Origin of the sequence: Pseudomonas sp. C6002, from assembly GCF_013385805.1 — a bacterium.
GTDB lineage: Bacteria > Pseudomonadota > Gammaproteobacteria > Pseudomonadales > Pseudomonadaceae > Aquipseudomonas.
In genome coordinates this window covers 1-24,711 of record NZ_JACAPH010000001.1, presented here as the reverse complement: position 1 = coordinate 24,711, position 24,711 = coordinate 1, and the positions used below count along the sequence as shown (strand labels likewise).

The window sequence follows — 24,711 nt, the reverse complement described above, 5'->3', positions numbered from 1 at the left end:
ACTCGCAGGATCAATGGGCGTGCTCGGCCGAGGCCTTGCCCAACTCGGACTTGAGGATGAAGCTGCCGACGGTGGCCACCTGCGCGCCGGCGTCGAGGCCCTGGCGCACTTCGACGAAACCGTTTTCGCTGACGCCCAGTTCGATATGCCGGGTCATGAAGCCGTCGCTGGTGCGCACGAACACCGAGGGTTTGTCCTCGACGGTCTGGATCGCCTCCTGGGGGACGGTGACCTTGGCCGGGTAGGTGTCGGTGGCGACCTGCACGGAAACGAACAGCCCTGGACGCCACGAAGCGTCGGGGTTCGGCACCGTGACGCGCACGGTGGCCGTGCGGGTCTGCTCCCCCAGCAAGTTGCCGACATAGGCAACGGTGCCGAGCACTTCGGTGCCCATTTCCGAGGAGGTGACCTTCACCGGCTTGCCGACCCGGACCTTGTTCAAATCCTTGGGGAACACGCCGAAGGTGACCCACACCAGGGACAGGTCCGACAGGGTGAAGGCGTTGCTGGTCTCGCTCACCACCTCGCCGACACCCAGGTGTTTTTCCACTACTACGCCGTCAAACGGCGCCCGCAGTTCGTAGCGATTGCCGCCGACCAATACGGCGCTGCCGCTCAGGGCGTTCATCTTTTGCCGGGCATTGTTCAGGGCGATTTCGGCCTCTTGCAGCGCCTGGCGCGCCAGCAGGTAATCCTGTTCGGCGGAGATCCTGTCCTGCCACAGCTGGCGCTCGCGCTGGAAGGTGGTGCGGGCCAGTACCACCCGGCGCTCACTGGCCGCCAGTTCACTGCGCTGATCGGAAATCTGCTGGCTGGCGATCACTGCCAGCAGCTCGCCCTTCTTCACCGATTGGCCGAGGTTGACCTGCACCGACTCCACCACGCCGGCAGCACGCGGCACGATGTGGGAGGTGCGGTCTTCGTCGAAACGCACCTCGCCCGGCAGCGAAAGCACAGTGCTGATCTGCCGGGATTGCGCCGGGGCCAGTTGAATACCGGCGGCCTGGACCTGCTGTTCGGTCAGCTCGATCTTGCCTTCCTCTTCCGCCTCTGCCGCACCGCTGATGGCCGGCCACGCCAGCATCAGCGCAACGGCCAGCGCCATCCTGTGTTTGTTGTTCATGGAACGCTCCTGAAAAAATCAAAACCGGGCGAGGTCGCCGTAAATCCGTTCGATGCGCACCCAGGCTTCGGTGGCCTGGGCGGTCGCCGCGAGGTATTGGGTGCGGGCCGCAATCAAGGTGCGCTGGGCGTCGAGTACGTCGAGGAAGTTGAACTTGCCCATCTCGAAACCGCGGGTGGCGCTGTCCACCGCGCTTTGGGCGGCGGGCAGGATCTGTTGGTTGAACGAGCGCACTTCGGTATTCGCGGTTTGCCAAAGGTCCAGGGCCTGGCGGGTTTCGGTGCGCAGGCGCAGTTCGGCGGCGTTGCGCAGGTCGCGGGCCTGGTCGGCGCGGCGACTCGCGGCGAGCACGTTGCCCTGGTTGCGGTTGAACAGCGGGATCGGCATCGACACGCCCACCACGTTGACCCGCTCGCGCACGCTGGCGTCGTATTGGCTGCCGATGGACACGTCGAGGTCGGGAATGCGCTGGGCTTTTTCCAGGCCCAGGGCCGCTTCGCCCTGGACGATTTGCAGCTCGGCCAGGCGCAGTTCGGCGGTCTGTTCCAGGCGCGCCAGCAGCTCCGCGGGCGACGGTAATGCCGGGGCGGCCTGGGCTTGGGTGGCGACGGCCTGGAAATCGGTGCTGGCCGCGCCAGTACTGGCCGCGAGGCGCCGGTAGGCATCGCTCAGGCCCATCTGCGCGCGGTTGAATTCCAGGCGGATTTCCGAGAGTTGCACCTGGGCGCGGGTGGCTTCCACCGGGGACGTTTTGCCGGCGGTGACGCGACCATTGGCCACCACCAGGCCGCGCTCGGCCAATGCCAATGAGCGCTGGGCCAGGTCGAGGCGTTCCTGGGCGCGAAGTGCACCGTAGTAACCGTCGATGACCTCCGCTCGCAGACCGTTGCGGCGCTGTTCCAGGGTGAGTGCGGCCGCCTCCTGGGCACGGGTGGCGACATCAATCCGGGCGCCGCGCTTGCCACCCAGTTCCAGGGTTTGGCTCAGTTTCACGGTGGTGGTGCGCGAGTTGCGGCGGGTGTCTTCGGCATCCCAGGAGGCCACCGGATTCGGGATCAAACCGGCCTGCTGGCGACCGCCTTGGGCGATGTCGATTTCCCACTGCGCAGCGGCCATGTCGGGGTTGTTGGCGAAGGCGGTTTGCAGGGCCGATTCGAGGGTCAGGGTTTGCGCGTTTGCGCCCTGGACCGTCATCAGCAACAGCACCGAAGCGCCGATAAACGTGCGGACAAAAGTTGGCATAACAAGAGTTCCATGCCCATGAATTAACAGGTGGGCAATGTAACTTTCGGTACTTATCAGAGGAGTGGCCAGAACATTACAAATCCGTTAGCAACGGCTCTGGCGCGGGCTTTTGCTTTAAGCTCCGGGCATCTTTTCCACTGCCCAGCGGGATCCTCGACATGCGTATTCTGGTCATCGAAGACGAACCTAAAACCGCCGATTATCTCCATCAGGGATTGAGCGAAAGTGGCTATATCGTCGACTGTGCCGCCACTGGCGCCGACGGCCTGCATTTGTCTCGCCAGCACGCCTACGACCTGGTGATGCTCGACGTGAATTTGCCGTTGATGGATGGCTGGGACGTGCTGCAACGCATCCGCCAGAACAGCAGCACCCGCATCATGATGCTGACCGCCCAGGGCCGCCTCGCCGACCGGATCAAGGGCCTGGACCTGGGCGCCGATGATTACCTGGTCAAGCCGTTTGAGTTCCCCGAATTACTCGCGCGGGTGCGCACCTTGATGCGCCGCAGCGTGCATTCGCCGGTGCCGGATGTGTTGCGGGTGGCCGACCTGGAATTGGATCAGGGCCGCCACCGGGCGTTTCGCGGTTTGCAGCGCATCGACCTGACCACCAAGGAGTTCGCCCTGCTGCACCTGCTGATGCGCCAGAGCGGCGTGGTGCTGTCGCGCACGCAAATTATCTCGTTCGTGTGGGACATGAACTTTGATTGCGACACCAATGTGGTGGAAGTGTCGATCCGCCGCCTGCGGGCGAAGATCGATGACCCGTTCGAGCGCAAGTTGATCCATACCTTGCGCGGCGTGGGTTATGTGCTGGAAGACCGTGAGTGACGGTCAGGCATGCACCTCGTCGTGCTCGTCATGCTGAAAACCTTCGCCTTCGATCTGGATCGTGGCGTGGGAAATATCGAATTGTTCATGCAGTAACTCCGTCACCTGGCTGAGGATCTGTTGCTCGCTGCCTTGCGCCGAATCCGCCACCAGATGAGTACTCAGCACATTTTTGCCGCTGGTGAGGGCCCAGATATGCAGGTCGTGCACGTCCTTGACCCCGGGAGCGCCGCGAATCGCCTGCTCCACCTTGTCGATATCAATGCCATCCGGCACGCCTTGCAGCAGCACGTTCATGCTTTCCTTGAGCAGCGTCCAGGTGCGGGGCAATACCCAGAAGCCAATCGCCGCCGCCACCACCGAATCCACCCAGCCCCAGCCGGTGTACATGATCACCAGCGCCGCGATGATCACGCCGATGGAGCCGAGCATGTCGCTCCAGACCTCCAGGTAAGCGCCCTTCACATTCAGGCTTTCGCCGCTGGCCGCACTCAGCAATCGCATGGAAATCAGATTGACCACCAGCCCCAGCACCGCGATCACCAGCATGCCGCTGGACTGGATCTCGGCGGGCGCCTGCAAGCGTTGATACGCCTCATACAGGATGTAGAACGCCACGCCGAACAGCAGCAGCGCATTAAACGCTGCCGCCAGGATCTCGAAACGCGCATAGCCGAAGGTGCGCTTGCGGTCGGCGGCGCGCTTGGCGACCTGGATCGCCACCAGGGAAATCCCTAGCGCCAGGGCGTCGGTCATCATGTGCGCGGCATCGGACAACAGCGCCAGGCTGCCGGTGATAAAGGCGCCGATCACCTCGGCGATCATAAAGCTGCCGGTCAGTGCCAATGCGATCCATAACAGCCGTTCGTGGCCGGCGCGTACCTGGGCGTGGCTGTGTCCTGCACTCATGAAATATCCTCGTGGGTGGTCGTCCGGTTGATCATAGAGCTATAGGCCAAAACCACCGGCACGAGTTGCAAAATTGTCATCTCGCCGTCAGCTGGGCGTTAAGCCATGCGCACCAAAATTGAACACGAACGCTCTGGAACCGTTGTATCAGGTATGCTTTTCGAGCAGGAAACAAAAAGAAACACATTAGCCAACCTGTTCGATAAGGAGTCCCGTTTTGGAGTTATCGACTGCCGCGTGGATGGTTCACGACACCCGCCTCATGTTCTGCGTATTACTGGCCATCGCCAGCATCATTGTGTTGATCAGCGCGACCAAGCTGCCGCCCTTCCTGTCGATCCTGATCGGTACGTTTATCGCCGGTGTCGGCGCGGGCTTGCCGCCGGAAGAAGTGGCCAAGGCCTTCAGCAAAGGCGCCGGGGCGATTCTCGGTGAAGCCGGGATCATCATTGCCCTGGGCTCGATGCTCGGCGCGTTGATGGCCGAATCCGGGGCTGCCGACCGTATCGCCACCACCCTGCTGGGGTTGGGTAAAGGCAAGTCATTGCCGTGGGTGATGGCGCTGGTGGCGATGGTGATTGGCCTGCCGCTGTTCTTCGAAGTGGGCCTGGTGATGATGGTGCCGATCATCTTCGTGATGGCCAAGCGTTCGAACCAGCCGCTGCTGAAAATCGCAATTCCGGCGCTGGCGGGGATGACCACCCTGCACGCCTTGATGCCACCGCATCCGGGGCCGCTGATTGCGGTCAGCGCGTTGCACGCCGACCTGGGCCTGACCATGTTGCTGGGCTTTTGCCTGGCAGTGCCGGCCGTGATTCTGGCCGGTCCGTTGTACGGCAACTGGCTGTCCAAGCGCATGCACGTGGATGAGCCGGCCGACATTGGCGCGCTGTTCAGTGCTCCGCCCAAGGCGCCGCGCCAGCCGAGTTTTGCTGTGTCGCTGCTGATCATCCTGTTGCCGGTGATCCTGATGCTCGGCAGCACCCTGGCCAAGGTTGCCATGTCGCCGGAAAGCCCGGTGGCACTGACCTTGAAGTTCCTCGGTGAGCCGTTGATCGCGCTGGGCCTGGCGGTGATTGCCGCGGTGATTTGCCTGGGCTGGGCCAGCGGCATGCCGCGGGCCGATGTCGGCAACACCCTGCGCAAGGCGCTGGCGCCGATCGCGGTGCTGCTGCTGACCATCGGCGCCGGTGGCGGGTTGAAGCAAACCCTGCTGGATGCCGGCGTGAGCCAGACCATCAGCAAGGTGGCCGAAGGCGCGCACATGCCTTACCTGTTGCTGGCCTGGTTGATTGCGGTGGCGCTGCGTCAGGCCACGGGGTCGGCGACCGTCGCCACCACGACAACGGCGGGCATCCTGGCGCCGATGATGGCGGGATTGGCGGCGACGCAAAGCTCACTGGTCGCCCTGGCGATTGGTGCCGGCTCGGTGTTCTTCTGCCACGTCAACGATGCGGGCTTCTGGATGGTGCGCGAGTACTTCGGCTTGCAGCTGAAGCAGACGATCTGGGTGTGGTCGGTGTTGCAGACCATTGTGTCGGTGGTGGGCCTGGTGGGCACATTGCTGATGTGGCACTTCCTGACGTAATGATCGTTCCCACGCTCCGCGTGGGAATGCATCCGTGACGCTCCGCGTCACACGAGCGGACGCGGAGCGTCCAGTGAGGCGTTCCCACGCAGAGCGTGGGAACGATCAGGTGGGTAGGCGCTTGCCAAAATGCGCCGCACTCACTGCGCCCACCGCGCCCATCACCACGCAATACCCCACGCAGATCCACGGGCTGGTCGGCATCAACGCGATCAACATCAGCGGCGTGGTACTCGCCCACAGCGCATAGGCAATGTTGTAGGTGAAGGAAATCCCCGACACCCGCACCTGCGCCGGGAACAGGTTGACCATCACCGACGGCACCGCGCCCACCACCCCGCAACTCAAGCCGGCAATTGCATACGCTGCGCCCAGCCACACGCCACCGGCAATCAGGCTCGCATAGAGCACGGCAATCCCCACCGGCAGCAGCAGGCTATAGACCAACACCGCACGCCAGGCGCCGATGCGGTCCACCAGCAGCCCGGCCAACACGCAACCGATATTCAGGAACACGATGCCCAACGCGCTCAGGGCGAAGGTGTGGCTGGGGCTCATGCCGAAGGTTTTCTGCATCATGGTCGGGGTGATCACCACCAGTACGACGACGGCCGAGGTGAGCACGCAGGTGAGGATCATCGCCGGCAGCAGCGCGCTGCGATGTTCCCGCAGGACGGTACGCAGCGGCAGTTCGGCGCCGGCCTGGCGACGGGCCTGCATTTGCAGGAACACCGGGGTTTCGCTGAGCCAGCGCCGCAGCCAGACACCGATCACGCCGAACACGCCGCCGAGCAGGAACGGGAAGCGCCAGGCGTAGTCGAGGATTTCGGCCGGGGTGAAGACTTGCGCCAGCAGCGTCGCGGTCAGCGCGCCGAGCAGGTAGCCGAAGGTCAGCCCGGCCTGGAGGAAGCCCAGGGCATAACCACGATGGTTGTCCGGAGCGTGTTCGGCGACAAACACCCAGGCGCTGGGCACTTCCCCGCCCACTGCCGCACCCTGGAGGATGCGCAGCGCCAGCAGGATCAACGGTGCGAAATAACCGATTTGTGCGTAGGTGGGCATGATGCCGATCAGCAGGCACGGCAGCGCCATCATCAGGATGCTCAGGCTGAACACCCGTTTGCGCCCCAGGTGATCGGCGAAGTGCGCCATCAGGATTCCGCCCAGCGGGCGCGCGAGGTAGCCGGTGACAAAGATGCCGAAGCTTTGCAGCAGACGCAGCCACTCGGGCATTTCCGGCGGGAAGAACAACTGGCTGAGGGTCAGCGCGAAAAATACGAAGATGATGAAGTCGTAGATTTCCAGGGCCCCGCCCAGGGCAGCCAGGCCCAGGGTTTTGTAGTCGGAGCGGGAGAAACGCTGCGCCTGTGGATAAGAGGTGGCAGTCATGGAAAAGCTCGGCAGACAAACAAAATGGCCTGCAGGTTATGAGCTGGGCCCGGTGATGGCAATCTCGCCGGATATATTTGCTTTACTCATTGATCAATGAAGATAACTACATTCCCAAATGAATAGCCGTAGAGGAACATGCAGCAAAACTGCCGCCCCCATAATAAATACAAATAGAGGTACTGAACGTGGCCGATGCTATCGAAGACAGCCGCTACGCCCGATTCGCCCTGCGTTGTTCAAACTTCGCCGAGCGCTGGTTCCCTGACTCCTGGGTGTTTGCCGCCCTCGCCGTGATCATTGTCGCCGTGGCGACCCTGGGCATGGGCGCCGCGCCGACCGAGGCCGCCAAGGCGTTTGGTGACGGTTTCTGGAGTTTGATCCCGTTCACCATGCAAATGGCCTTTGTGGTGATTGGCGGTTACGTGGTCGCCAGCTCCCCGCCCGCCGTGAAGTTGATCGACCGCCTGGCGCGCATCCCGAAGAACGGCCGTTCTGCCGTGGCCTGGGTGGCGCTGATTTCGATGGTCGCCTCGTTGCTCAACTGGGGCCTGTCCCTGGTGTTCGGTGGTTTGCTGGTGCGTGCGCTGGCCCGGCGTACGGATTTGCGCATGGATTACCGCGCGGCCGGTGCTGCGGCCTACCTCGGCCTGGGTGCCGTTTGGGCGCTGGGGCTGTCGTCGTCGGCGGCGCAGTTGCAGGCCAACCCGGCCAGTTTGCCGCCGTCGATCCTGTCGATCACCGGGATGATCCCGTTCACCGACACCATCTTTCTGTGGCAGTCCGGCGTGCTGTTGCTGGCGCTGATCGTGGTGTCGCTGATCATCGCCTACGCCACCGCGCCCGGGCCGAACTCCGCCCGTGACGCCAAGGCTTGCGGTATCGACCCGGCCTTCAACATGCCCAAGCCGCAACCGCCGACCCGTCCGGGCGAGTGGCTGGAGCACAGCCCGTTGCTGACCATCCTGCTGGCGTTGCTGGCCGCCGGTTGGTTGTTCCATGAATTCTCGACCAAGCCGGCGATCAGCGCGATCTCGGGGCTGAACACCTATAACTTCCTGTTCCTGATGGTCGGTGCCCTACTGCACTGGCGTCCGCGCAGTTTTCTCGATGCGGTGGCCCGTGCGGTACCCACCACCACCGGGGTGCTGATCCAGTTCCCGCTGTATGGCTCGATTGCCGCGCTGATGACCGTGGTGAAAGGCAGTGACGGCGCGACCCTGGCGCACCATATCTCGACCTTCTTCACCTCGATCGCGTCCCACGACACCTACGCGCTGTTGATGGGTGTGTACTCGGCGGTGCTGGGCTTCTTCATCCCGTCGGGCGGCGGCAAGTGGATCATCGAGGCGCCGTACGTGATGCAGGTCGCCAACGACCTGGAATATCACCTGGGCTGGGCGGTGCAGATCTACAACGCCGCCGAAGCGCTGCCGAACCTGATCAACCCGTTCTATATGCTGCCGCTGCTGGGCGTGCTGGGGTTGAAGGCGCGGGACTTGATCGGCTTTTCGTTTGTGCAGTTGCTGGTGCATACGCCGCTGGTGTTGTTCCTGCTGTGGGCGTTGGGCACGACGCTTAAATATTTGCCGCCGGTGATGCCATAGGGCAGCTGCCAGTAACCTTTCTGATCAAACGCGTCGGGGTTGTCCCACTCACTACGGTGGCAACCCCTGATTTCTGCCGCCAACGCCTTTGATTAACCTGATTCGGATAACGCCTCACACCCCCCAAGGAAAATCCGATGACGCCCCTATCCAAATCGCTGGAAGAGTTGATCAATGCTATTTACAAGGACGGCAACGTGTCGTTCGTTGAGTACCAGGGCCTGCGCGACAATGCCGATTGCCGCATGGCCACTGTTATCAAGGAGTTTGGCCTGCACAACAACGTGACGGCGTTCCAGAAAGCCATGGATGTGGCCATGCAACTGCTGCAGTCCTGCGTCATCGATGCCAAGAAAGCCAAGCTGACTGACACGGGCGAAGCCATCGTCAAGGATGCGCTGGCGTCCCAGGTAGAGTACTTGCGCGCCGGCAGCCAATTGGCACTGCGCTTGTTATGAGTGGCCTGTAGCGTTCAAGGCACTGTCTTCGTTCCGTCACATTGCATTGCTACCGTCCTGCGAAATATCTTGCAACATTCAACCAGCAGGAACTCCCAGCAATGAGCGACGAGCACGAAGACCGCCCTTCCCAAGACATTGAAGCCAAACCGCCAGTCGACACCAGCCGGCGGCGCTTCCTGGGAGGCGCGGCCGTGCTGGGCGTGGGTGCGACCCTGAGTGCCTGCGGCAATACCAGCGAGGCACCCGGCAAGCCGGTGGAGCGTCCGCTGACGCCGCAAGAGCTGGACAAGGCTCTGCACGAACAGGTTAAAACCGTGGTGGTGATCTACGCCGAAAACCGCAGTTTCAACAACCTGTTTGCTGATTTCCCCGGCGTCGAGAAACCCCTGTCGGCCCTGACCGCCGCTGAGTATCAACAACGCGACCGCGACGGCAGCCTGCTGAGCACGCTGCCCCCGACCTGGGGCGGCGTGTTGCAAATCGGCCCGCAGACCGTCGATGGCGTGACCTACCCCAGCGAAGTGCAATACCAGGAAAACCTGCCCAACGCCCCCTACGCCCTGAAGGGCCCGAACGGCGAAGACCAGCCCCTGAGCCTGGTCACCCGGGATTTGTGGCACGTGTTCTATCAGAACCAGATGCAGATCAATGGCGGTAAAAACGATGCGTTCGTCGCCTGGGGCGACTCCGGCGGCCTGCTGATGGGCCATTACGCCCAGAGCCGTTACGCCCTGCGCTTGTGGGACGTGGCGAAGGAGTTTGTGATCTGCGATAACTTCTTCCAGGGCGCGTTTGGCGGCTCGTTCCTCAACCACCAATACCTGATCAGTGCCACCCCGCCGGTGTACCCAAACGCTGCGCAATCGGTGGCCAAGGCACAGATCGCCACGCTGCAAAGCGACGACCCGACCGACCCGCGCCTCAAGCCTCTGGACAAGTCCCCGGCCAGCGCCATGACCGGCCCGCCGCAATTCGGCCCCAGCGCACTGACCCCGGACGGTTTCGGCGTGAACACCCTGGCCCCGCCTTACTGGCCTACCTGGATTCGCGACCCCGAGCGCCCGGATTACTCCAAGCCCGACTTGCCTAACGTGCTGGTGCCACAAACCCACGAGCACATCGGCGACAAACTGTCGAAAAAGAACGTCGACTGGGCCTGGTACGCCGGTGCGTGGCAAGCAACGCTGGATCAGTTCAAGGACTCGGGCGGCATTCCGAAGATTCCGAACTTCCAGTACCACCACCAGCCCTTCAACTACTTCAAGCAGCAAGGCCCGGAAAACCCGGCTGAGCGCAATAAACGCCTGCGCGATGGCGGCCTGGGGGATGACGCCAGCACCAACAAGTTCTTCGCCGATGCCCAGGCCGGCAAGCTGCCTGCGGTGACCTTCTACAAACCCCAGGGCAACCTGAATATGCACGCCGGTTACGCCGACGTCGCTTCGGGCGACCGGCATATCACCCGCGCCTTGAAGGTGCTGCAGGAAAGCCCGCAGTGGAAGAACATGGTGGTGATCGTCACCGTCGATGAAAACGGCGGCTGGTGGGACCACGTTGCACCGCCAAAAGGCGATCGTTGGGGCCCGGGCACGCGGATTCCGGCACTGGTGGTCTCGCCGTTCGCGCGCAAGGGCACGGTGGACCATACCGTCTACGACACCGCGTCGATCCTGCGTCTGATCACCCGGGTGTTCCAGCTGGAAACCCTCGACGGGCTCAAGCAGCGTGACGACGCCATGACCGCGCGCGGCCAAAAGCCCATGGGGGATTTGAGCAATGCCCTGCACTTCCCGGTGTAGACGCATTTGCTTAAAAGCGACAAGCGCGCAGTTTTTCTACGCGCTTTTCCCGGTCAACCGCTACTGTGTGAGGGTGGGCATTCACCCCGCGCAGACGGGCTTTCGCTGACAGGGAACCATCCATGTTCAAACTCTCCAGGTTGTCCTTCACCCTGGCCGCACTGACCTTGAGTGCGGTCGTACAGGCTGATATCACCGTACCGCTGGGTACCCCGCAACGGGTCACCCAGTTGTTCGCGTACCCGAACAATTGCAGCGTCATCTGTTTTCGTCCCTGGACGCTGGAACAGACCGTCGAGCACTACCTGAACCAGAGCCTGCAACGCGACGGTTACAGCCGGGGCAAAGTCAGCGTCAAAACCGAGCATGACCAGGTGCTGGCCACGTTCAGCGGCGTGCCAGACGGTTATGGCCAGCCGTTGACCACCTTGCTCGATACCGCCGACCTGGCTTACCAGGGCGCCAGCAAACTCAATGGTGATGGCAAATGGCAGTTCAACTGGTACCTGTTCCTGCCGCTGGGCATGGCCCTGGAAAACCGCAAGAGCATCGAGCTGCTGCACTTCCCGCCGGATTATTCCCTGACCCACTTCCAGGACTACCTGGAGTCGGCCACCACCGACCGCTGGGCGACCTTGCTCACGGCCAACGGCATCCCGGCGACCCAGACGCCGGAATACCAGACCATCATCGACATCGCCCCGATCGCCGCCCCTGCCACGGCGGGCAAGGACCTGGAAGGCGTCTACGGTTACTTCACCGACTACCAGACCCGGATGGTCAAGGAGCTGAGCCAGCACGCGGGCGGCGCGTTGCCGATGGTGGCCTTCGGCGCGCCGGTGCGCAGCTGGATCAAGCAGCAATACGGGCAAACCGTTGCCGTACTGGGCCTGGCGCAAATCAGCCCGGCCGTCGGGAGCCAGGTCGCCGTACTGGGTGCCAATCACCCGAGCTACATCTGGTATGCCGCCAACCCCGACACCTACGACGGTGACGAGCAAAAGGCCGACGAGGCCGGTTTGAAGGTGATGGGCCAGGACTTGAGCGCCGCCTGCTGGCAGGCCTCGATGGGCCAGAAGCCCGCCAGCGATCCGAATGTGCAGCTCAAAGGCTGCATGAACACCTGGCAGGTAACGCGCAAGGAGCAGACCTGCGAACTGTTCTACACCTCTATCCGCGAGCTGACGCCCGATCAAGCGAACGCCAAGTGTGCCCAGCCGGCGATCAAAACCCAGCTGAGGCAATTGAAAAGCGCAGTGCCAGAACCGGCGATTGAAGCACCGGCGCTCTGAAGCAGGCTGCAAGAAGGGCGTTTTCCTACATAAAAGATAGCCAATTTCTACTGTCAGATTTGACAGTAGAAATTGGTTCCCACTTAAGCGAGTCTTGAGCCGCGCCCATCCGCTGCAAGACTGGCAGTCAAGACACCACCGGCAGGTCGATGCAGCCCCTCCTGGAGAGTCATGAAAACTCAAGCCATGGACAAGGCTAAAACCGCTGTGAGCAAGTGTCTTTACCCGTTCGCGACCGCCCTCGCCGAACACGGCTACCCCCGCGCTCGCGACTATGAAGTGGTGCGTACCCGAGACGGTTCAGGCGACGGAGTCAAGACCCGCGTCACCTTTGACAGCCGTATGTGCATCGCCAGGGTGTCCGGCTACGCACTGAATGAGCGGCGCCTGCATACGGTGCAGATGTCCTCGCGTATCCACTTGTACGACCCGTGGTTCAGCGGCCTGATTTCGCACTCGTGCAACCCGAACGCGTTTCTCGACATGACGTACCTGGAACTGTGGTCCGTTCAGCCCATTCCCGCTGGTGCCCTGCTGACCATGGATTACGCCCACACCGAGGACGTATTGTTCCGACAGTTTCGCTGCCAGTGCGGCGAGCTCAACTGCCGGGGCTGGATCACCGGCATGAAGGAGCCGTTGAATCCCGAGGGTCAGCAATTCATGGAGCAGTGGCGCGAACGCAAAAGCCCTTAGACCGCACCCAGCGGGCGCAGGCGGTATTGCGGCGGCAGTTGCTCGAAGCCACTGATGGTGGTGTTCAGGCTTTTCCAGCGGCCGTCCTTGATCCCGTAAATGCAGCCATGAACCGACAGGCTCTGCCCGCGGTGCCAAGCGTTCTGCACGATGCTGGTGTGGCCGACGTTGGCCACCTGCTGGATCACGTTCAGTTCGCACAGGCGGTCTACGCGTTCCTCTTCCGTGGGCAACTGGGCCAGTACGTCGCGGTTTTCGTAGTACAGGTCACGGATGGTGCGCAGCCAGCCGTCGATCAGGCCCAACTGGTTGTCCTGCATCGAGGCGCGTACGCCACCGCAGCCATAGTGGCCGGTCACCAGGATGTGTTTGACCTTGAGCACGTCGACTGCGTACTGGATCACCGACAGGCAATTGAGGTCGGTGTGCAATACCACGTTGGCCACGTTGCGGTGCACAAACAGGTCGCCAGGCAGCATGCCGACGATCTCGTTGGCCGGCACGCGGGCGTCGGAACAGCCGATCCACAGGTATTCCGGGGTTTGCTGGCGGGCGAGCTTGGCGAAGAATTCGGGATCTTCCTGTTTGATCGCATCCGCCCAGCGTTCGTTGTTATCAAGCAAGTCTTGTAGTTCGTTCATCAGGGAAAGCCTCAGGAATGATGCGCAGTTTTGACACTCGACCGCCCGTCCGGGTCACGCCAACAATAAAGATAGCCGGCGGCAATTTCTTGAATCTTGGGGAGCCATGCCTGTCCACACACTATAAGCCCCACAGTATGAGGAATCGCCATGACTGAATCACGACGTCCCTACGGCGCTACACAGCCGGAACCGATTGATGACAACGAAGATCGCATGGGCGAAATGCGCGAGCTGGATTTTGACAAGGAGGAACCGACTGCGGAAATCGGCGACGAGATTCCGCCTCGGGAGCGTGAGCACCTGATGCCCGACGAACGGGTGCGCGAAGCCGGGATGACCGGTGCTTCCACTGACGATCATGACTCAACCGATGATGACATGAGCCCGGAAACGCTGATCCATGAGGATGGCGCGCGGGATGCACAGGAAGCAGGTGAAGACCATCCGGCGGATTACGATTTGAGTATCGTCGATGAAGACGAGATCGGCGGCGGCAATGGCCTGGATGAGGCCGAGTTGGCCGATATCGATCCAGTAGACGGCAACCGCTGACACCCTGCCGAACTGAATGTGGGAGCGGGCTTGCTCGCGAAGGCGGTGTGTCAGTCATTACATCTGGCGACTGGACCATCGCCTTCGCGAGCAAGCCCGCTCCCACCAAGCCCGCTCCCACATTGGGCCCTGTGTTTAGTCGACCAGGGTGCAGGCCATCACCACCGCATCTTCGCGGCCACCGACGGCGGGGTAATAATCCCGCCGACGGCCAATTTCGTTGAAACCATAACGCTCGTACAGCCGGAACGCGCCGGTGTTGCTGTCGCGCACTTCCAGGAAACATTCCCGCGCCTTGGCCTCGTAGGCCCGGGACATCAGGTGCTCCAGCAAGCTCAAGCCCAGGCCACGGCCCTGGTTTTCCGGCTTGACGGTGATGTTCAGCAAATGCGCTTCATCGAGGATGATCTGCACCACCCCGTGGCCCACCTGCTGCTCGCCTTCGAACATCAGCCAGATCTGGTATTTGCCCAGCCCGTCGAGAAAAATCCCGCGGGTCCAGGGGTGGCTGAACGCTGCGTATTCGATCTTCAGTACAGCGTCGAGGTCCGCCTCGGTCATCGGGCGGAAGGATAAAGCTTCACTCATCGGTACTTTTCCAGCGCGCCATCAGCCGGCGCATGGCTTGCCAGACATCAGCCTTACGCTGTGGCTCTTCCATTAATAGTTCCAGGCCCGGCAGGGCCCAGACGGAGCCCAGGCCTTCGACCTGCAGTTCGCGGTACCAGGCCTCGGCATTCGCTTCGCCGGCAAAACGCACGGCGGGCAGGCCGATCAGCCACAGGCACACGCAGGGGTCGTCTTCCAGGCGCGCCGAGACAAAACCTTGCACAAAATCCCGTGCAGCTTCCGGGCCCTGGTCCATGGTGCCCCGGGCCAGCAGCGGCCAGCGCACCGGCTCGCCAACGATTTGCGGACTGTCGGGCAGGCCGGCGGCGCGCAACATGTCCTTGAGCAGCAGATAGGCCGGGTCGCGGGCCTGGAAGCGCTCGCCTGTGGGTAACTCCACCAGCAGCAGGCATCGCCCGGCCCGCAGCAGTTGCAGGGCAAAGCGTGGCGGCGGTACGACCGGAGCCTTGACCACGGCAGGCGCCTCTTCGGCGACGACCGGCTTGGCCACCGGCGACGGGCGCGGCACTTCGACCTTTGGCCGGACCACCGGGGTTTCTGCCACGGGCTTGACCAGCGGCACCGGAGCAGCCGCCTCCTCACCCGAAGGCTCGAAAGCCTCGAACGGTTCCGGGGCCTCCAGCAGCTCGGGCCGCGAAGGGGCGGCGAACGGTAATTCAGTGCGCGGCAGCCAGTTGACCACCTGCATGGCGGTCAAGTAAGCGCGACGTCGGGACTCGATAAGCAAAGGTCGGCCACTTGTGGATAACTAAAGAACAGGGATTCTACCGCCCTTCGACGAAGATCGCCCGCAGTTGATCGTTCCGGTGAGCGCCTCACGACCGGCTGTGGATAAATCCCGGCACCGATGCAGTACAATCGCTGCTTTTAATCGCTAACCAGCCGGCCATTCCGATGATCGAACCCAAGCGCGTCTTGCGCGCCCTCGCCGAACACTGGGCCCTGCTTGAGCCACTGTGCGAACACTTCGACCAAGGCACCCTGAGCCTCAGCGAACTGCGCGCCCAGTTGGCCGCCCAACAACTGGACAGCACGCCACAGGACATCACCAGCCTGCTGGACGTGTGGATTCGCCTGGATATCCTGGTGCCTGTCGCCAAGAGCCCGAACCGTTTCGAGCTCAACGCACAGATCCACGACTTCCTGGCGTATCTTCGCAAGGAGCACCGGCTAGGCCTGTGCCTGGAAATCGAAGCCTACCTGCGCCACCTTGAGCGCCTGGCGGGTTATATCCAGGACGCCTTCGACATCCGCGACGGCCATGACCTGGCGCGCCAATTGCGCCTGCTGGACATGCGCGTGCGCGACGTGCTGAAAAAACTCGCCAACGACGAACAGGCCCTCGCTGCCGTGGCCGATCGCGCCAAGACCAGCGACCGGCAGATCCCGTTGCGCCAGCGCTACGCCGAAGTACTGGCGACCTGGGACGAATACGTCGAGCCGATGATTCAACTGGTGAACGCCGACGGCGCCTTCGAACAAGGCGTGCGCAAGGTGGAAAACGTACTGTTGCGCATGCTCACCGAGCAGCAGCGCCTCGGCCACCTGGTGGACGACGACATGCTGCTGCGCACCCACGCGCGCATCCTCGAAATGCAGACCAGCGCCCAACTGACCTTGCGTCACGCCCGGGAACTGCTGCTGCCGTTGCGGGAAGAAGCGCGCCGGCACAATGCCGTGACCCGGGGCGCGGCGCTGGCCTTGTCGGCGATTCGCCGCAAGGGCCTGGACGCGGTGCCGCAAGCGGCGATGCCGATGTTCACCCGGCCGCAAAGCACCTTTCTTGGCAGTGCCAGCCAGGTCGAAGCCTACGTGTACGCCCTGGCCAACTTCGAACCAAAGCCGGCGCGTTTCCCCAAGGCGCATAAATCCCACAAGGGCGAAGCCCCTCGCGCACCGCGCACGGTCAAGGAAATGCTCGAACGCTGTGAAGACGCGCTGCCGATGCCGGACCTGATGACCTGGCTGCTGGAGCAGGAACCGGACGGCGCAACCGACGAGTTGCTGTACTGGTTCTCACGCCTGTCGCGGGAAAAACGCTTCAAGCGTGAACGTCTGGAACGACGGGATTACCACACTCACGAGCACCAGGTCAGCCTGCGCTCATTCGCCCTGCTTCCAGCCAGTATTGATACGGCCGGGAATTCTGCGAGCACCCCTCATGCATCTTGATCTATCCGAACTGTCCCAGCTGGCGCCGATCTTTCGCGAGCTGTTCAAGGGTTACCACGTCAGCCGCCGCGACCCGGAGCTGTACGCCCAACTGTCGAACTTCCAGGACCAGTACCGCACGTTGTTCAAGGCCCTGGGCTTTGAGTTGGTGTGCGACACGCGGGGTTTCTACTACTTCGTGCCGGACTCGGCCGTGGCCGCCGCGCAGGTCAACAAGACCGCCCAGCGCCTGGCGTTGTTCACCTTCATCATCGTCGAGCACCTGGCCGACCAGGGCCGCGACCCGATCGCCGTGCTCGACGGTGGCAGCCTGGGCCGTGACGAACTGCCGTCGTTGCTGGAAAAGTACCGCGACCTGTTTATCCAGGCCGAAGTACAGACCGTCGAGGAACTGGAAGAAAAAATCATGCGCCGCATGACCCAGCTGGGTTTTGCCGGTGAAGAGAACGGCATCTACCGCTTCCTGCCGCCGATGCACCGCTTCCTCGATGTGTGCCTCTCGGTCCAGCAAGACCGCGACTTGGCCGCGAGCATCCACAGCGTATTGCCGTTGCCGGCCCCGGTGATCATCGACGAAGACAGCGATGAAAAACTGCTGAAGACCGATGACCCGCTGGACTTGAGTGACTTTGCAGAAGAAAGCGAAGAAGACGCCCTGGCCCGCGCCATTGCCGAAGAACAGGAGACCGACGCATGAGCAAGGAACGCTACGGCATTCGCCGCTTCGCCCTTTTGAACACCGCCGGTTACAGCCTGGGCCTGTTCCCGCTGGAAGAACCGCTGTCGGTGTACGGCGCGAACAACCTTGGCAAATCGGCGTCGATCAACGCCTTGCAGTTCCCGATTCTGGCGCGCATGTCGGACATGAGTTTCGGCAAGTACACCCTGGAGCAATCCCGGCGTTTCTACTTTGCCACCGACACCAGCTACATCCTCGTGGAAGTCTCGCTTCCCCATGGCCCGCACGTGATCGGCGTGGTCGGTCGCGGCCCGGGCGGTGGTTTCGGTCACCAGTTCTTTGCCTACGCCGGCAAGCTGGACCTGGCGCACTACCAGAAGAACGACACCTGCCTGCGCCAGAAAGAGCTGTTCACCAACCTTGAGCGCGAAGGCCTGAAAGCCTATGAGCTCAAGCCCGATGAGCTGCGGCGTTTGCTGGTGGGCGGCCATACGTCGATCCCGCTGGACCTGACCCTGATTCCGCTGCGCTCCACCAGCGAGCAGAGCCTGAAGACCTTCCGCGCGCTGTTTATCAATTTGCTGCACATGCGGGAAATCACCGCGGCCAAGTTGAAGCAGCTGTTTCTGGATGCGTTCGAACACAGCCTGCGTTCCGGCAGTGTCGATTACATCGCGGCGTGCGAAGAAGCCTTCCGCGATGTACGACGCATGGAGCAGGACTACAACTCGCTGGTGGCTGCCGGCCCTCTGGTAGAAGCCTTGGCCAACGGCGTGAAGCAGCGGGACATTCTGCGGGGCAAGCTGCATCGCCTCTCACCGCTGCTGGATTCGTTGCTGGGCACCTGGTCGGACTACGCCAGTGCGCGCAAGGAAGAGCTGACGATCCAGGCCGAGCATTACCGCAACGAGCAGGATTCGCTGCAGAACGACCAGCGCGGCGGCACTCAGGAGCTGATGCGCCTGGAGCGGGAAATCAGCGGGATTCAGCGCTGGCTGGGTGAGCTGTCGGTGCTCAAGCACCGCTTCGCGCTGGTGGATGACGTCAAGGTGCTGGAGCAGCAACTGCTGGCCGCCAAGGATGCTCACGATGAACTGGCCGGGGCCTTGGCGCAGTCGCGCCAGTTCAGCGCCGAGGATCTGGACGAACGTCTGCGGGACCTGGAAAAACGCCTGAAGTCGGTGAAGCAGCAACTCGATCACGCCGACAACAACAGCTACGCCAAGCTGCGGGAAGAATTCTCGCAGCAGGATGTCGAGCGTCTGATGCGCCTGTTCAACAGTTCGCTGTTCAGCTTGCCGCTGGGTGAGCATGGCATCACGCTGGACGAGGACGGCCTGTGGGTGAAATCCCTGGAGCAGATCCTTGATGGCTTCAAGGGCGAGCGTTTTGAAGTGCCGGGGCTGGCCATCGACATCTCGCACATTGAACCACCAGCGTTGCAGGCACTGGCTGACCGCGCCGCGTTGCGCGACCAGAAAGAGCGTCTGGAAAAAGAACTCAAGCAACTGAAAACCCAGCAAGCCGTGGCGGCCGACCGCGCGGCGAGCAAGACCCAGACTGAAGCGCTGTACCAACAGGTACTGGACGCGCAGAAGGCGCTGGAAGATTTCCGCCGTGCACAAACCCTGAGCGCCGAGGAAGGCGAGAAGCTGGAAAGCCTGGCGCAGATGGAAGCGGCCCAGGACGAATTGAAACGCTCCAGCGATGCGTTTACCGAGCGCGTCCAGCAACTGTCGGCCAAGCTGCAATTGGTAGGCCGGCAGATTGGTGATATGGAAGCCAAGCAGCGCACCCTGGATGACGCATTGCGTCGTCGCCAGTTGCTGCCGGCAGACTTGCCGTTTGGTACGCCGTTCATGGACCCGGTCGACGATTCCATGGACAACCTGCTGCCGCTGCTCAATGACTACCAGGACAGCTGGCAAGGCCTGCTGCGCGCTGATGGCCAGATCGACGCGCTGTACGCACAGGTGCGCCTCAAGGGCGTGGCCAAGTTCGACAGTGAAGACGATATGGAGCGCCGCCTGCACCTGCTGATCAACGCTTACGCGCACCGTACCGATGAAGCACTGACCCTGGGCAAGGCCCGGCGTGCGGCCGTCACCGATATCGCACGCACCTTGCGCAATATCCGCAGCGACTACGACAGCCTTGAGCACCAGTTGGCGTTGTTCAACCGTGAGATCAACAAGCGCCAGGTGTCCAACCTGCAGAGCTTCCGCATCGTGCTCGCGCCGAACAAGGAAGCCCTCAAGCATATCGACCAGATCATCCAGAGTGCCGGCCAGTATGAAGAAGGCGAAACCCTCTCGGTGTTCGATCTGAGCCAGAGCGCCGAGCAGGACAACAAGAACGAGGAAGCCAAGGAATACCTGGCGCGCCTGGTTGCGGCCAACCATAACCAGTTGGGCCTCAAGGACTTGTTCGAACTGGCGTTCGAGATCACCAAGGTCAACGGCCAGCCGATCATTCACACCGACATCGATGGCGCCGCCTCCAACGGCACCACCATGACCATCAAGGCGCTGACCAACATGTATTTGTTGCTGCACTTGATGGACCGCGACCAGGCCGGTCGCGTGCGCCTGCCGTACTACCTCGATGAGGCCGCGGACATCGATGAGAAGAATCAGGCAGCATTGCTGGAGACCAGCTTGCAGCTGGGCTTCGTGCCGATTCTGGCGAGTGTGAAGCCGCAGGTTTCCGCCCAGGTGGCAATCGACCTGGAAGGCGGCAGCGGGCCGAACGGGATCTACATTGATGAGGCGGACTGGAAGTACATCCGTCGTCACGATGTGGTGAAGGCAACGGTGAATGTGCAGGCGGATGAGCCGGAGCTGGATGAGGTTTAATTAGTTGCGCTGAAATGCAAAAAGGCCGCGATCTTCTGGATCGCGGCCTTTTTTTTGTGTTCTTGAGGGTCTCTTCGCGAGCAAGCCCGCTCCCACATTCAATCGGGTTCCTTCAATGGGAACTGGGTCAAATGTGGGAGCGGGCTTGCTCGCGAAGGCCGCGCCTCGGTCTATTTGCCGAGTGGGATTTTAGGCGCCCAGGTCAGCCATTCATCTTCAAATTTGTCGAACAGCGGGAAGGTCTGCTGGGGCCGTGCAGCGTTGCCCATACGCTCGCCGTCCGGCGTGGCAAAGGCGATGCCGCCGGCGACCAGGGTCTCCAGGGACTCAGTGCGAACAGTCGCGCCCTTGAACAAGCCGAAGTCGAGCCCGAAGCCGCTGGTGTTCCAGAACCGGCTGCCACTGCGCACCAGAGGCGCGTACTTGGGCTCGATCAGGATGTGAACCAGCACACGGTCGGCGGTCTGGCCCAACTCGTAGCCGGTAACTTTGCCTACGGTGACTTCGCGGTAAGTGACCGGAACGCCTTCCTTCAACGAGCCACGGCGTGCGGCGCTGAGTACCAGGCTCAGGCCCTCCTCCTGATGAACGGCTTCTGGCGGCTTGTCCAGCGCGACGAAACTCTTCTGTGGGCCGATGCTTTTGGTCGCTGGCTGTACTTCGATGTACTGGCCGGTCACCAGGGTTTCCAGGTTCGACGTTTTCATCAGGCCCAGTTCAGGCTTGACCACCCAGAACTGACTGCCGGCCCGTGCGATGCGGTCGGCCACTTGGGTGATACGCGCGCTGAGCAGCACCGATTGCATGTCGGCGCTCAGGTCGACACTTTCGATCTTGCCTACGTCCAGGCCCTTGAAGCGCACTGGCGTACCCGGGCGCAGGCCATCGGCGCGGTCGACCTTGATGGTCACCAACGTACCGTGCTGGTTGGCGGCTTCGCGATCCGGGAACAGACGGAAACGCGGGATGCGCTTTTTCAGCGGCACATTCGGCTCCGGGGTTTCGAAGGCGATACCGCCCGCCATCAGGCTGGCCAGGGATTCGCTTTTCACCTGGATGCCGCCGGTAAGCCCACCGGTCAGGGTCACGCCGCTGGCATTCCAGAAACGGGTCGAACCATTGACCAGGCCTTCGTATTCTTTCTCGATATGGACGCCGATCACCAGTTGCTTGTTCTTGCGGGAGAACTGGTAGCTCTGCACGGAACCGACCTTGACCTGCTTGTAGAGGATCGGGCTGCCGACATCCAGGGAACCGAGGTTGTCGGTGAAGAGCACCATGTGCAGGCCGGGGGAACGCAGGTCCAGTGGCGGCGCCTTGGCGCGGGCGACGTACTCCCGTTGTGGCGCGGTGCCCTTGTCGCCGGGACGGATGGCGATGTAGTTACCTTTGACCAACGCTTCCAACCCGGTGATGCCGGCCAGTGAGATGGACGGCTTGACTACCCAGAATTGGGTGTCCTGGACGAGGTAGTCTTCGGCCAGTGGGTCGAGGGTCAACTCGGCATTGGCGCTGGACAGGTCCGGATCGATCTTCAGGGTCTTCAGGCTGCCGACCTGGATGCCTTTGTACATCACCGGGGTGCGGCCCGCCTGGAGGCCTTCGAAGTCGGTGAGTTTGACTTTGACCTTGATGCCCGCCGCGGCTGCATCGAAATCTTCGTACAGGCGGAACGGCAGGCTCGGGTCCGTCGGTGGGCTGTCCTTGCGGTTCTCCGGCGTGGCGAAGGCGATACCGCCGGCAACGATGCTGGCCAGGGATTCACTGCGGACTTTTACGCCGGAAAGGTTGGCGTCGATGCTGATGCCGCTGGCGTTCCAGAAACGCGTGTGTTTGCGCACCAGGCTGGCGTAGGTCGGCTCGATGTAGACCTTGATTTCAACGGTGGTCTGGTCTTCGGAGAGCAGGTAGCTTTTGACCTGGCCGACCTGGATCTGCTTGTAGAACACCGGGCTGCCACGGTTCAGCGAGCCGAGGCGATCAGCTTTGATCGTCAGGTGCAGGCCGGGCTTGGCGTCGGATAAAGGCGGTTCTTCGGACAGGGCCTTGAACTTGCGCGTCGGCTCACCATCGCCTGGGCTGGCGGCGATGTAGTTACCCGAGACCAGGGTTTCCAGGCCGGTGATCCCGGCCAGGCTGACACTTGGCTTGACCAGCCAGAAGCGGGTGTTGGTCTTGAGGTATTGCTCCACATCCTTGTTCATCTCGATGGTAGCAATCACCCCGCGATTGTTACCTTCGTCATCCAGGGCCAGGGTTTTGACCTTACCCACGGACATGCCTTTGTAGACCACTTCGGTCTTGTTGGCCTGGATGCCTTCGCCGCTTTCAAAGCGTACCTGAATCTCGATACCTTGCTGGTTGTACGCACGCCATCCCAACCAGCCACCGATGATCAGGGCAATCAGGGGCAGCACCCAAATGGCCGACCAGTTGGAAGCTGGGCGGGTTTTAGCCTTAGGCAAATCACTCATGGTCGTCGTCCGACTCCGTGTTATCCCAAATCAGTCGGGGATCAAAAGTTACTGCGGCAAGCATCGTCAAGATCACCACACTGGCGAACGCTACGGCACCGAGATTGGCCTCGACACTGGCAAGTCGCCCAAAGTTTACGACTGCCACCAGGATGGCAATCACGAAGATATCCAGCATGGACCAGCGGCCAATGAACTCGATAAAGCGGTACATGATAATGCGTTGTTGCGCGGAAAGTGGCTGGTGACGCTGCACCGAGAACAGCAGCAGCCCGATACCAACCAGCTTGAAGGTGGGCACCAGGATGCTGGCGATAAACACTACAGCGGCGATGGGGAACATACCGTGCTGCATCAATTGGATCACGCCAGACATGATGGTGCTCGGATCGCCCTGCCCCAGGGAACTGACGGTCATGATCGGCAACAGATTAGCCGGGATGTACAGGATGGCCGCGGTGATCAGCAGCGCCCAGGTGCGTGTCAGGCTGTTCGGCCGGCGAGCATGGACCAGCGCACCGCAACGGGTGCAGGTTTGCTCGTCGGTGTCCGGGTCTTGTTTGTTTAATTCATGGCATTCGGTACAGATCAGAATGCCCGCATCAATCGCCCGCATGAGCATCCTCTCCTGACAGCGCTTCCCAGATCTGGTGAGGTGACATCACCACCTCCAACAATATCTGGACCATTAACAGACTGACGAAGCAGGCCAGACCGAGCCCTACGGTGATAGTGGCCATGTCAGCCAGTTTTACGATCGCCACCAGCACGCCCATCAGGTACACCTCGAGCATTCCCCAGTCCTTGAGGTGGTGGTAAATGCGATAAAACAGCAGGCCGTAGCTGCGACCGATGTTCCAGCGAATGCTCAGCAATACCGCCAGTTGGCACAGGAGCTTGAGCAACGGAATGCCCATGCTGCAGAGGAACACCACCACGGCGACGCCCTGCATGCCGGTGTCGAACAGGCCGACGACGCCGGTCCATACGGTGTCCTGCGAGGACTGCCCGAGTAGATTGAGCTGCATGATGGGTAAAAAGTTCGCGGGGACGTACAACAATAGCGCCGCAAGCACTAACGCCAGGCTTCGTTCAACGACGTTGTGGCGGTGAGCGTACAGCTCGTAGCCGCAGCGTGGGCATTGGGCCTTTTCACCGCGGGCAAGCTCCGGCTTGCGCATCAGCAGGTCGCACTCATGGCATGCCACCAGTTCGTCCAGCGGTAAGTCTGACACCTCAAGGGTATCAACCGGGTCGGGCATATAGGGCTCGGACTCTAAAAAAGATTAGGTGCCTATTCTAGTGTTCTGGTTCAGAAATAACTGTGCAAATTTGTCGGGGGATTCAGTAGCGTTTGTGCGCGCGAGGGGGGATTGGGACGAGGGGATTTAGACCAATGCGTGGCATCAGGTAGCCCGCGTTACCGTTGGAGTTTTTCGCCAGCAAGCTCGCCATACTTTCCGACCGCGCAAAACAAAACCCCTGACTGCATAAGCAATCAGGGGTTCTGGAATTTAATCTTGACGATGACCTACTCTCACATGGGGAAACCCCACACTACCATCGGCGATGCATCGTTTCACTGCTGAGTTCGGGATGGGATCAGGTGGTTCCAATGCTCTATGGTCGTCAAGAAATTCGGGTACTGAGTCGTGGCCAGTTGGCCTCGCTTCAGCAAATTGGGTATGTGATAGCTTTCGGTGTTTTGCAAGATCTCGAACTTTCGGTTCGTTTCGTCTTTACACACCGCAATCTGGTCTCTT

21 protein-coding genes and 1 rRNA gene are annotated in these 24,711 nt (G+C 61.6%); 11 read left to right on the top strand and 11 right to left on the bottom strand.

Annotation, left to right across the window (positions count from 1 at the left end; all coding sequences use genetic code 11):
* Positions 1-10 precede the first annotated feature (10 nt).
* Together HX817_RS00110 and HX817_RS00105 are read right to left on the bottom strand one after the other, a co-directional pair.
* Positions 11-1,123, bottom strand: a complete 1,113-nt coding sequence (locus tag HX817_RS00110; protein ID WP_177039576.1) for an efflux RND transporter periplasmic adaptor subunit — start codon at positions 1,121-1,123, stop codon at positions 11-13.
* Positions 1,124-1,141: 18 nt separating this feature from the next.
* On the bottom strand, positions 1,142-2,365 hold the full coding sequence (locus HX817_RS00105) for a TolC family protein (RefSeq protein ID WP_177039575.1): 1,224 nt from the start codon (positions 2,363-2,365) through the stop codon (positions 1,142-1,144).
* Between the two features lie 161 nt (positions 2,366-2,526).
* On the opposite strand from HX817_RS00105, the gene HX817_RS00100 reads away from it, so the two are divergent.
* Positions 2,527-3,201: a heavy metal response regulator transcription factor gene (locus HX817_RS00100; RefSeq protein WP_008437506.1), complete on the top strand. Its 675-nt coding sequence runs from the start codon at positions 2,527-2,529 to the stop codon at positions 3,199-3,201.
* A gap of 3 nt (positions 3,202-3,204) precedes the next feature.
* Here the strand turns inward: HX817_RS00100 and HX817_RS00095 are convergent, their stop codons facing one another.
* Positions 3,205-4,110 (bottom strand): cation diffusion facilitator family transporter, encoded by a 906-nt coding sequence (locus HX817_RS00095; RefSeq protein WP_177039574.1) that lies wholly within the window; start codon positions 4,108-4,110, stop codon positions 3,205-3,207.
* A 217-nt stretch (positions 4,111-4,327) separates the two neighbouring features.
* On the opposite strand from HX817_RS00095, the gene HX817_RS00090 reads away from it, so the two are divergent.
* The gene (locus HX817_RS00090; protein WP_177039573.1) at positions 4,328-5,698 is read left to right on the top strand and encodes a gluconate:H+ symporter; all 1,371 of its coding nucleotides are present in this window, start codon (positions 4,328-4,330) and stop codon (positions 5,696-5,698) included.
* A 105-nt stretch (positions 5,699-5,803) separates the two neighbouring features.
* On the opposite strand, the gene HX817_RS00085 is transcribed toward HX817_RS00090, so the two are convergent.
* Positions 5,804-7,087 carry an MFS transporter gene (locus tag HX817_RS00085; RefSeq protein ID WP_177039572.1) on the bottom strand — a complete coding sequence of 428 codons (1,284 nt, stop codon included), beginning with the start codon at positions 7,085-7,087 and terminating at the stop codon, positions 5,804-5,806.
* A gap of 188 nt (positions 7,088-7,275) precedes the next feature.
* Here HX817_RS00085 and HX817_RS00080 point away from each other — a divergent pair, with 188 nt between their 5' ends.
* The 5 genes from HX817_RS00080 to HX817_RS00060 all read left to right on the top strand — a co-directional run bounded on the left by HX817_RS00080 (position 7,276) and on the right by HX817_RS00060 (position 12,942).
* Entirely contained in the window at positions 7,276-8,694 is a 1,419-nt protein-coding gene (locus HX817_RS00080) for a short-chain fatty acid transporter (protein WP_008437512.1), read from the top strand.
* Positions 8,695-8,831: 137 nt separating this feature from the next.
* A complete protein-coding gene (locus HX817_RS00075) occupies positions 8,832-9,152 on the top strand; it encodes a hypothetical protein (RefSeq protein WP_010177091.1) in 321 nt (106 codons plus the stop codon).
* Between the two features lie 101 nt (positions 9,153-9,253).
* Positions 9,254-10,954 carry an acid phosphatase gene (acpA, locus tag HX817_RS00070; protein WP_177039571.1) on the top strand — a complete coding sequence of 567 codons (1,701 nt, stop codon included), beginning with the start codon at positions 9,254-9,256 and terminating at the stop codon, positions 10,952-10,954.
* Between the two features lie 122 nt (positions 10,955-11,076).
* Positions 11,077-12,246, top strand: coding sequence for a hypothetical protein (locus HX817_RS00065; protein ID WP_177039570.1), 1,170 nt, complete (start codon positions 11,077-11,079; stop codon positions 12,244-12,246).
* Positions 12,247-12,417: 171 nt separating this feature from the next.
* The gene (locus tag HX817_RS00060; RefSeq protein ID WP_032899640.1) at positions 12,418-12,942 is read left to right on the top strand and encodes an SET domain containing protein; all 525 of its coding nucleotides are present in this window, start codon (positions 12,418-12,420) and stop codon (positions 12,940-12,942) included.
* Here HX817_RS00060 and can read toward each other — a convergent pair.
* Positions 12,939-13,583 carry a carbonate dehydratase gene (gene can, locus HX817_RS00055; protein ID WP_003214385.1) on the bottom strand — a complete coding sequence of 215 codons (645 nt, stop codon included), beginning with the start codon at positions 13,581-13,583 and terminating at the stop codon, positions 12,939-12,941. The two genes, HX817_RS00060 and can, sit on opposite strands and share 4 nt — an antisense overlap.
* A 150-nt stretch (positions 13,584-13,733) precedes the next feature.
* On the opposite strand from can, the gene HX817_RS00050 reads away from it, so the two are divergent.
* On the top strand, positions 13,734-14,138 hold the full coding sequence (locus tag HX817_RS00050; RefSeq protein ID WP_003214383.1) for a hypothetical protein: 405 nt from the start codon (positions 13,734-13,736) through the stop codon (positions 14,136-14,138).
* Positions 14,139-14,273: 135 nt separating this feature from the next.
* Here HX817_RS00050 and rimI read toward each other — a convergent pair whose 3' ends face one another.
* Together rimI and HX817_RS00040 are read right to left on the bottom strand one after the other, a co-directional pair.
* Positions 14,274-14,726 carry a ribosomal protein S18-alanine N-acetyltransferase gene (gene rimI, locus HX817_RS00045; RefSeq protein ID WP_003214382.1) on the bottom strand — a complete coding sequence of 151 codons (453 nt, stop codon included), beginning with the start codon at positions 14,724-14,726 and terminating at the stop codon, positions 14,274-14,276.
* Positions 14,719-15,456 (bottom strand): energy transducer TonB, encoded by a 738-nt coding sequence (locus HX817_RS00040; protein ID WP_177039603.1) that lies wholly within the window; start codon positions 15,454-15,456, stop codon positions 14,719-14,721. The genes rimI and HX817_RS00040 overlap by 8 nt, the downstream gene beginning before the upstream one ends.
* A gap of 206 nt (positions 15,457-15,662) precedes the next feature.
* Here HX817_RS00040 and mksB point away from each other — a divergent pair, with 206 nt between their 5' ends.
* From mksB to mksF, 3 genes are read left to right on the top strand one after another with little or no spacing between them, the layout of a single operon-like run.
* Positions 15,663-16,940, top strand: a complete 1,278-nt coding sequence (gene mksB / locus HX817_RS00035) for an Mks condensin complex protein MksB (protein WP_003214377.1) — start codon at positions 15,663-15,665, stop codon at positions 16,938-16,940.
* Positions 16,930-17,637 carry an Mks condensin complex protein MksE gene (gene mksE, locus HX817_RS00030; RefSeq protein ID WP_003214375.1) on the top strand — a complete coding sequence of 236 codons (708 nt, stop codon included), beginning with the start codon at positions 16,930-16,932 and terminating at the stop codon, positions 17,635-17,637. Before mksB ends, mksE begins: the two co-directional genes overlap by 11 nt.
* Positions 17,634-20,474 (top strand): Mks condensin complex protein MksF, encoded by a 2,841-nt coding sequence (mksF, locus tag HX817_RS00025; RefSeq protein ID WP_177039569.1) that lies wholly within the window; start codon positions 17,634-17,636, stop codon positions 20,472-20,474. The genes mksE and mksF overlap by 4 nt, the downstream gene beginning before the upstream one ends.
* A 170-nt stretch (positions 20,475-20,644) precedes the next feature.
* Here mksF and HX817_RS00020 read toward each other — a convergent pair whose 3' ends face one another.
* The 4 genes from HX817_RS00020 to rrf all read right to left on the bottom strand — a co-directional run bounded on the left by HX817_RS00020 (position 20,645) and on the right by rrf (position 24,582).
* The gene (locus HX817_RS00020) at positions 20,645-22,948 is read right to left on the bottom strand and encodes a PqiB family protein (protein ID WP_003214369.1); all 2,304 of its coding nucleotides are present in this window, start codon (positions 22,946-22,948) and stop codon (positions 20,645-20,647) included.
* Positions 22,941-23,564 carry a paraquat-inducible protein A gene (locus HX817_RS00015; protein WP_003214366.1) on the bottom strand — a complete coding sequence of 208 codons (624 nt, stop codon included), beginning with the start codon at positions 23,562-23,564 and terminating at the stop codon, positions 22,941-22,943. The genes HX817_RS00020 and HX817_RS00015 overlap by 8 nt, the downstream gene beginning before the upstream one ends.
* A complete protein-coding gene (locus tag HX817_RS00010; RefSeq protein WP_008437533.1) occupies positions 23,551-24,210 on the bottom strand; it encodes a paraquat-inducible protein A in 660 nt (219 codons plus the stop codon). The genes HX817_RS00015 and HX817_RS00010 overlap by 14 nt, the downstream gene beginning before the upstream one ends.
* A 256-nt stretch (positions 24,211-24,466) precedes the next feature.
* Positions 24,467-24,582: ribosomal RNA gene (gene rrf / locus HX817_RS00005) — 5S ribosomal RNA — on the bottom strand.
* Positions 24,583-24,711: the final 129 nt, after the last annotated feature.

Bases quoted from the DNA above. Each gene is read 5' to 3' on its own strand.
- HX817_RS00110 (WP_177039576.1), bottom strand. From the start codon at position 1,123: ATGAACAACAAACACAGGATGGCGCTGGCCGTTGCGCTGATGCTGGCG.
- HX817_RS00105 (WP_177039575.1), bottom strand. From the start codon at position 2,365: ATGCCAACTTTTGTCCGCACGTTTATCGGCGCTTCGGTGCTGTTGCTG.
- HX817_RS00100 (WP_008437506.1), top strand. From the start codon at position 2,527: ATGCGTATTCTGGTCATCGAAGACGAACCTAAAACCGCCGATTATCTC.
- HX817_RS00095 (WP_177039574.1), bottom strand. From the start codon at position 4,110: ATGAGTGCAGGACACAGCCACGCCCAGGTACGCGCCGGCCACGAACGG.
- HX817_RS00085 (WP_177039572.1), bottom strand. From the start codon at position 7,087: ATGACTGCCACCTCTTATCCACAGGCGCAGCGTTTCTCCCGCTCCGAC.
- HX817_RS00075 (WP_010177091.1), top strand. From the start codon at position 8,832: ATGACGCCCCTATCCAAATCGCTGGAAGAGTTGATCAATGCTATTTAC.
- acpA (WP_177039571.1), top strand. From the start codon at position 9,254: ATGAGCGACGAGCACGAAGACCGCCCTTCCCAAGACATTGAAGCCAAA.
- HX817_RS00065 (WP_177039570.1), top strand. From the start codon at position 11,077: ATGTTCAAACTCTCCAGGTTGTCCTTCACCCTGGCCGCACTGACCTTG.
- HX817_RS00060 (WP_032899640.1), top strand. From the start codon at position 12,418: ATGAAAACTCAAGCCATGGACAAGGCTAAAACCGCTGTGAGCAAGTGT.
- can (WP_003214385.1), bottom strand. From the start codon at position 13,583: ATGAACGAACTACAAGACTTGCTTGATAACAACGAACGCTGGGCGGAT.
- HX817_RS00050 (WP_003214383.1), top strand. From the start codon at position 13,734: ATGACTGAATCACGACGTCCCTACGGCGCTACACAGCCGGAACCGATT.
- rimI (WP_003214382.1), bottom strand. From the start codon at position 14,726: ATGAGTGAAGCTTTATCCTTCCGCCCGATGACCGAGGCGGACCTCGAC.
- HX817_RS00040 (WP_177039603.1), bottom strand. From the start codon at position 15,456: ATGCAGGTGGTCAACTGGCTGCCGCGCACTGAATTACCGTTCGCCGCC.
- mksB (WP_003214377.1), top strand. From the start codon at position 15,663: ATGATCGAACCCAAGCGCGTCTTGCGCGCCCTCGCCGAACACTGGGCC.
- mksE (WP_003214375.1), top strand. From the start codon at position 16,930: ATGCATCTTGATCTATCCGAACTGTCCCAGCTGGCGCCGATCTTTCGC.
- mksF (WP_177039569.1), top strand. From the start codon at position 17,634: ATGAGCAAGGAACGCTACGGCATTCGCCGCTTCGCCCTTTTGAACACC.
- HX817_RS00020 (WP_003214369.1), bottom strand. From the start codon at position 22,948: ATGAGTGATTTGCCTAAGGCTAAAACCCGCCCAGCTTCCAACTGGTCG.
- HX817_RS00015 (WP_003214366.1), bottom strand. From the start codon at position 23,564: ATGCGGGCGATTGATGCGGGCATTCTGATCTGTACCGAATGCCATGAA.
- HX817_RS00010 (WP_008437533.1), bottom strand. From the start codon at position 24,210: ATGCCCGACCCGGTTGATACCCTTGAGGTGTCAGACTTACCGCTGGAC.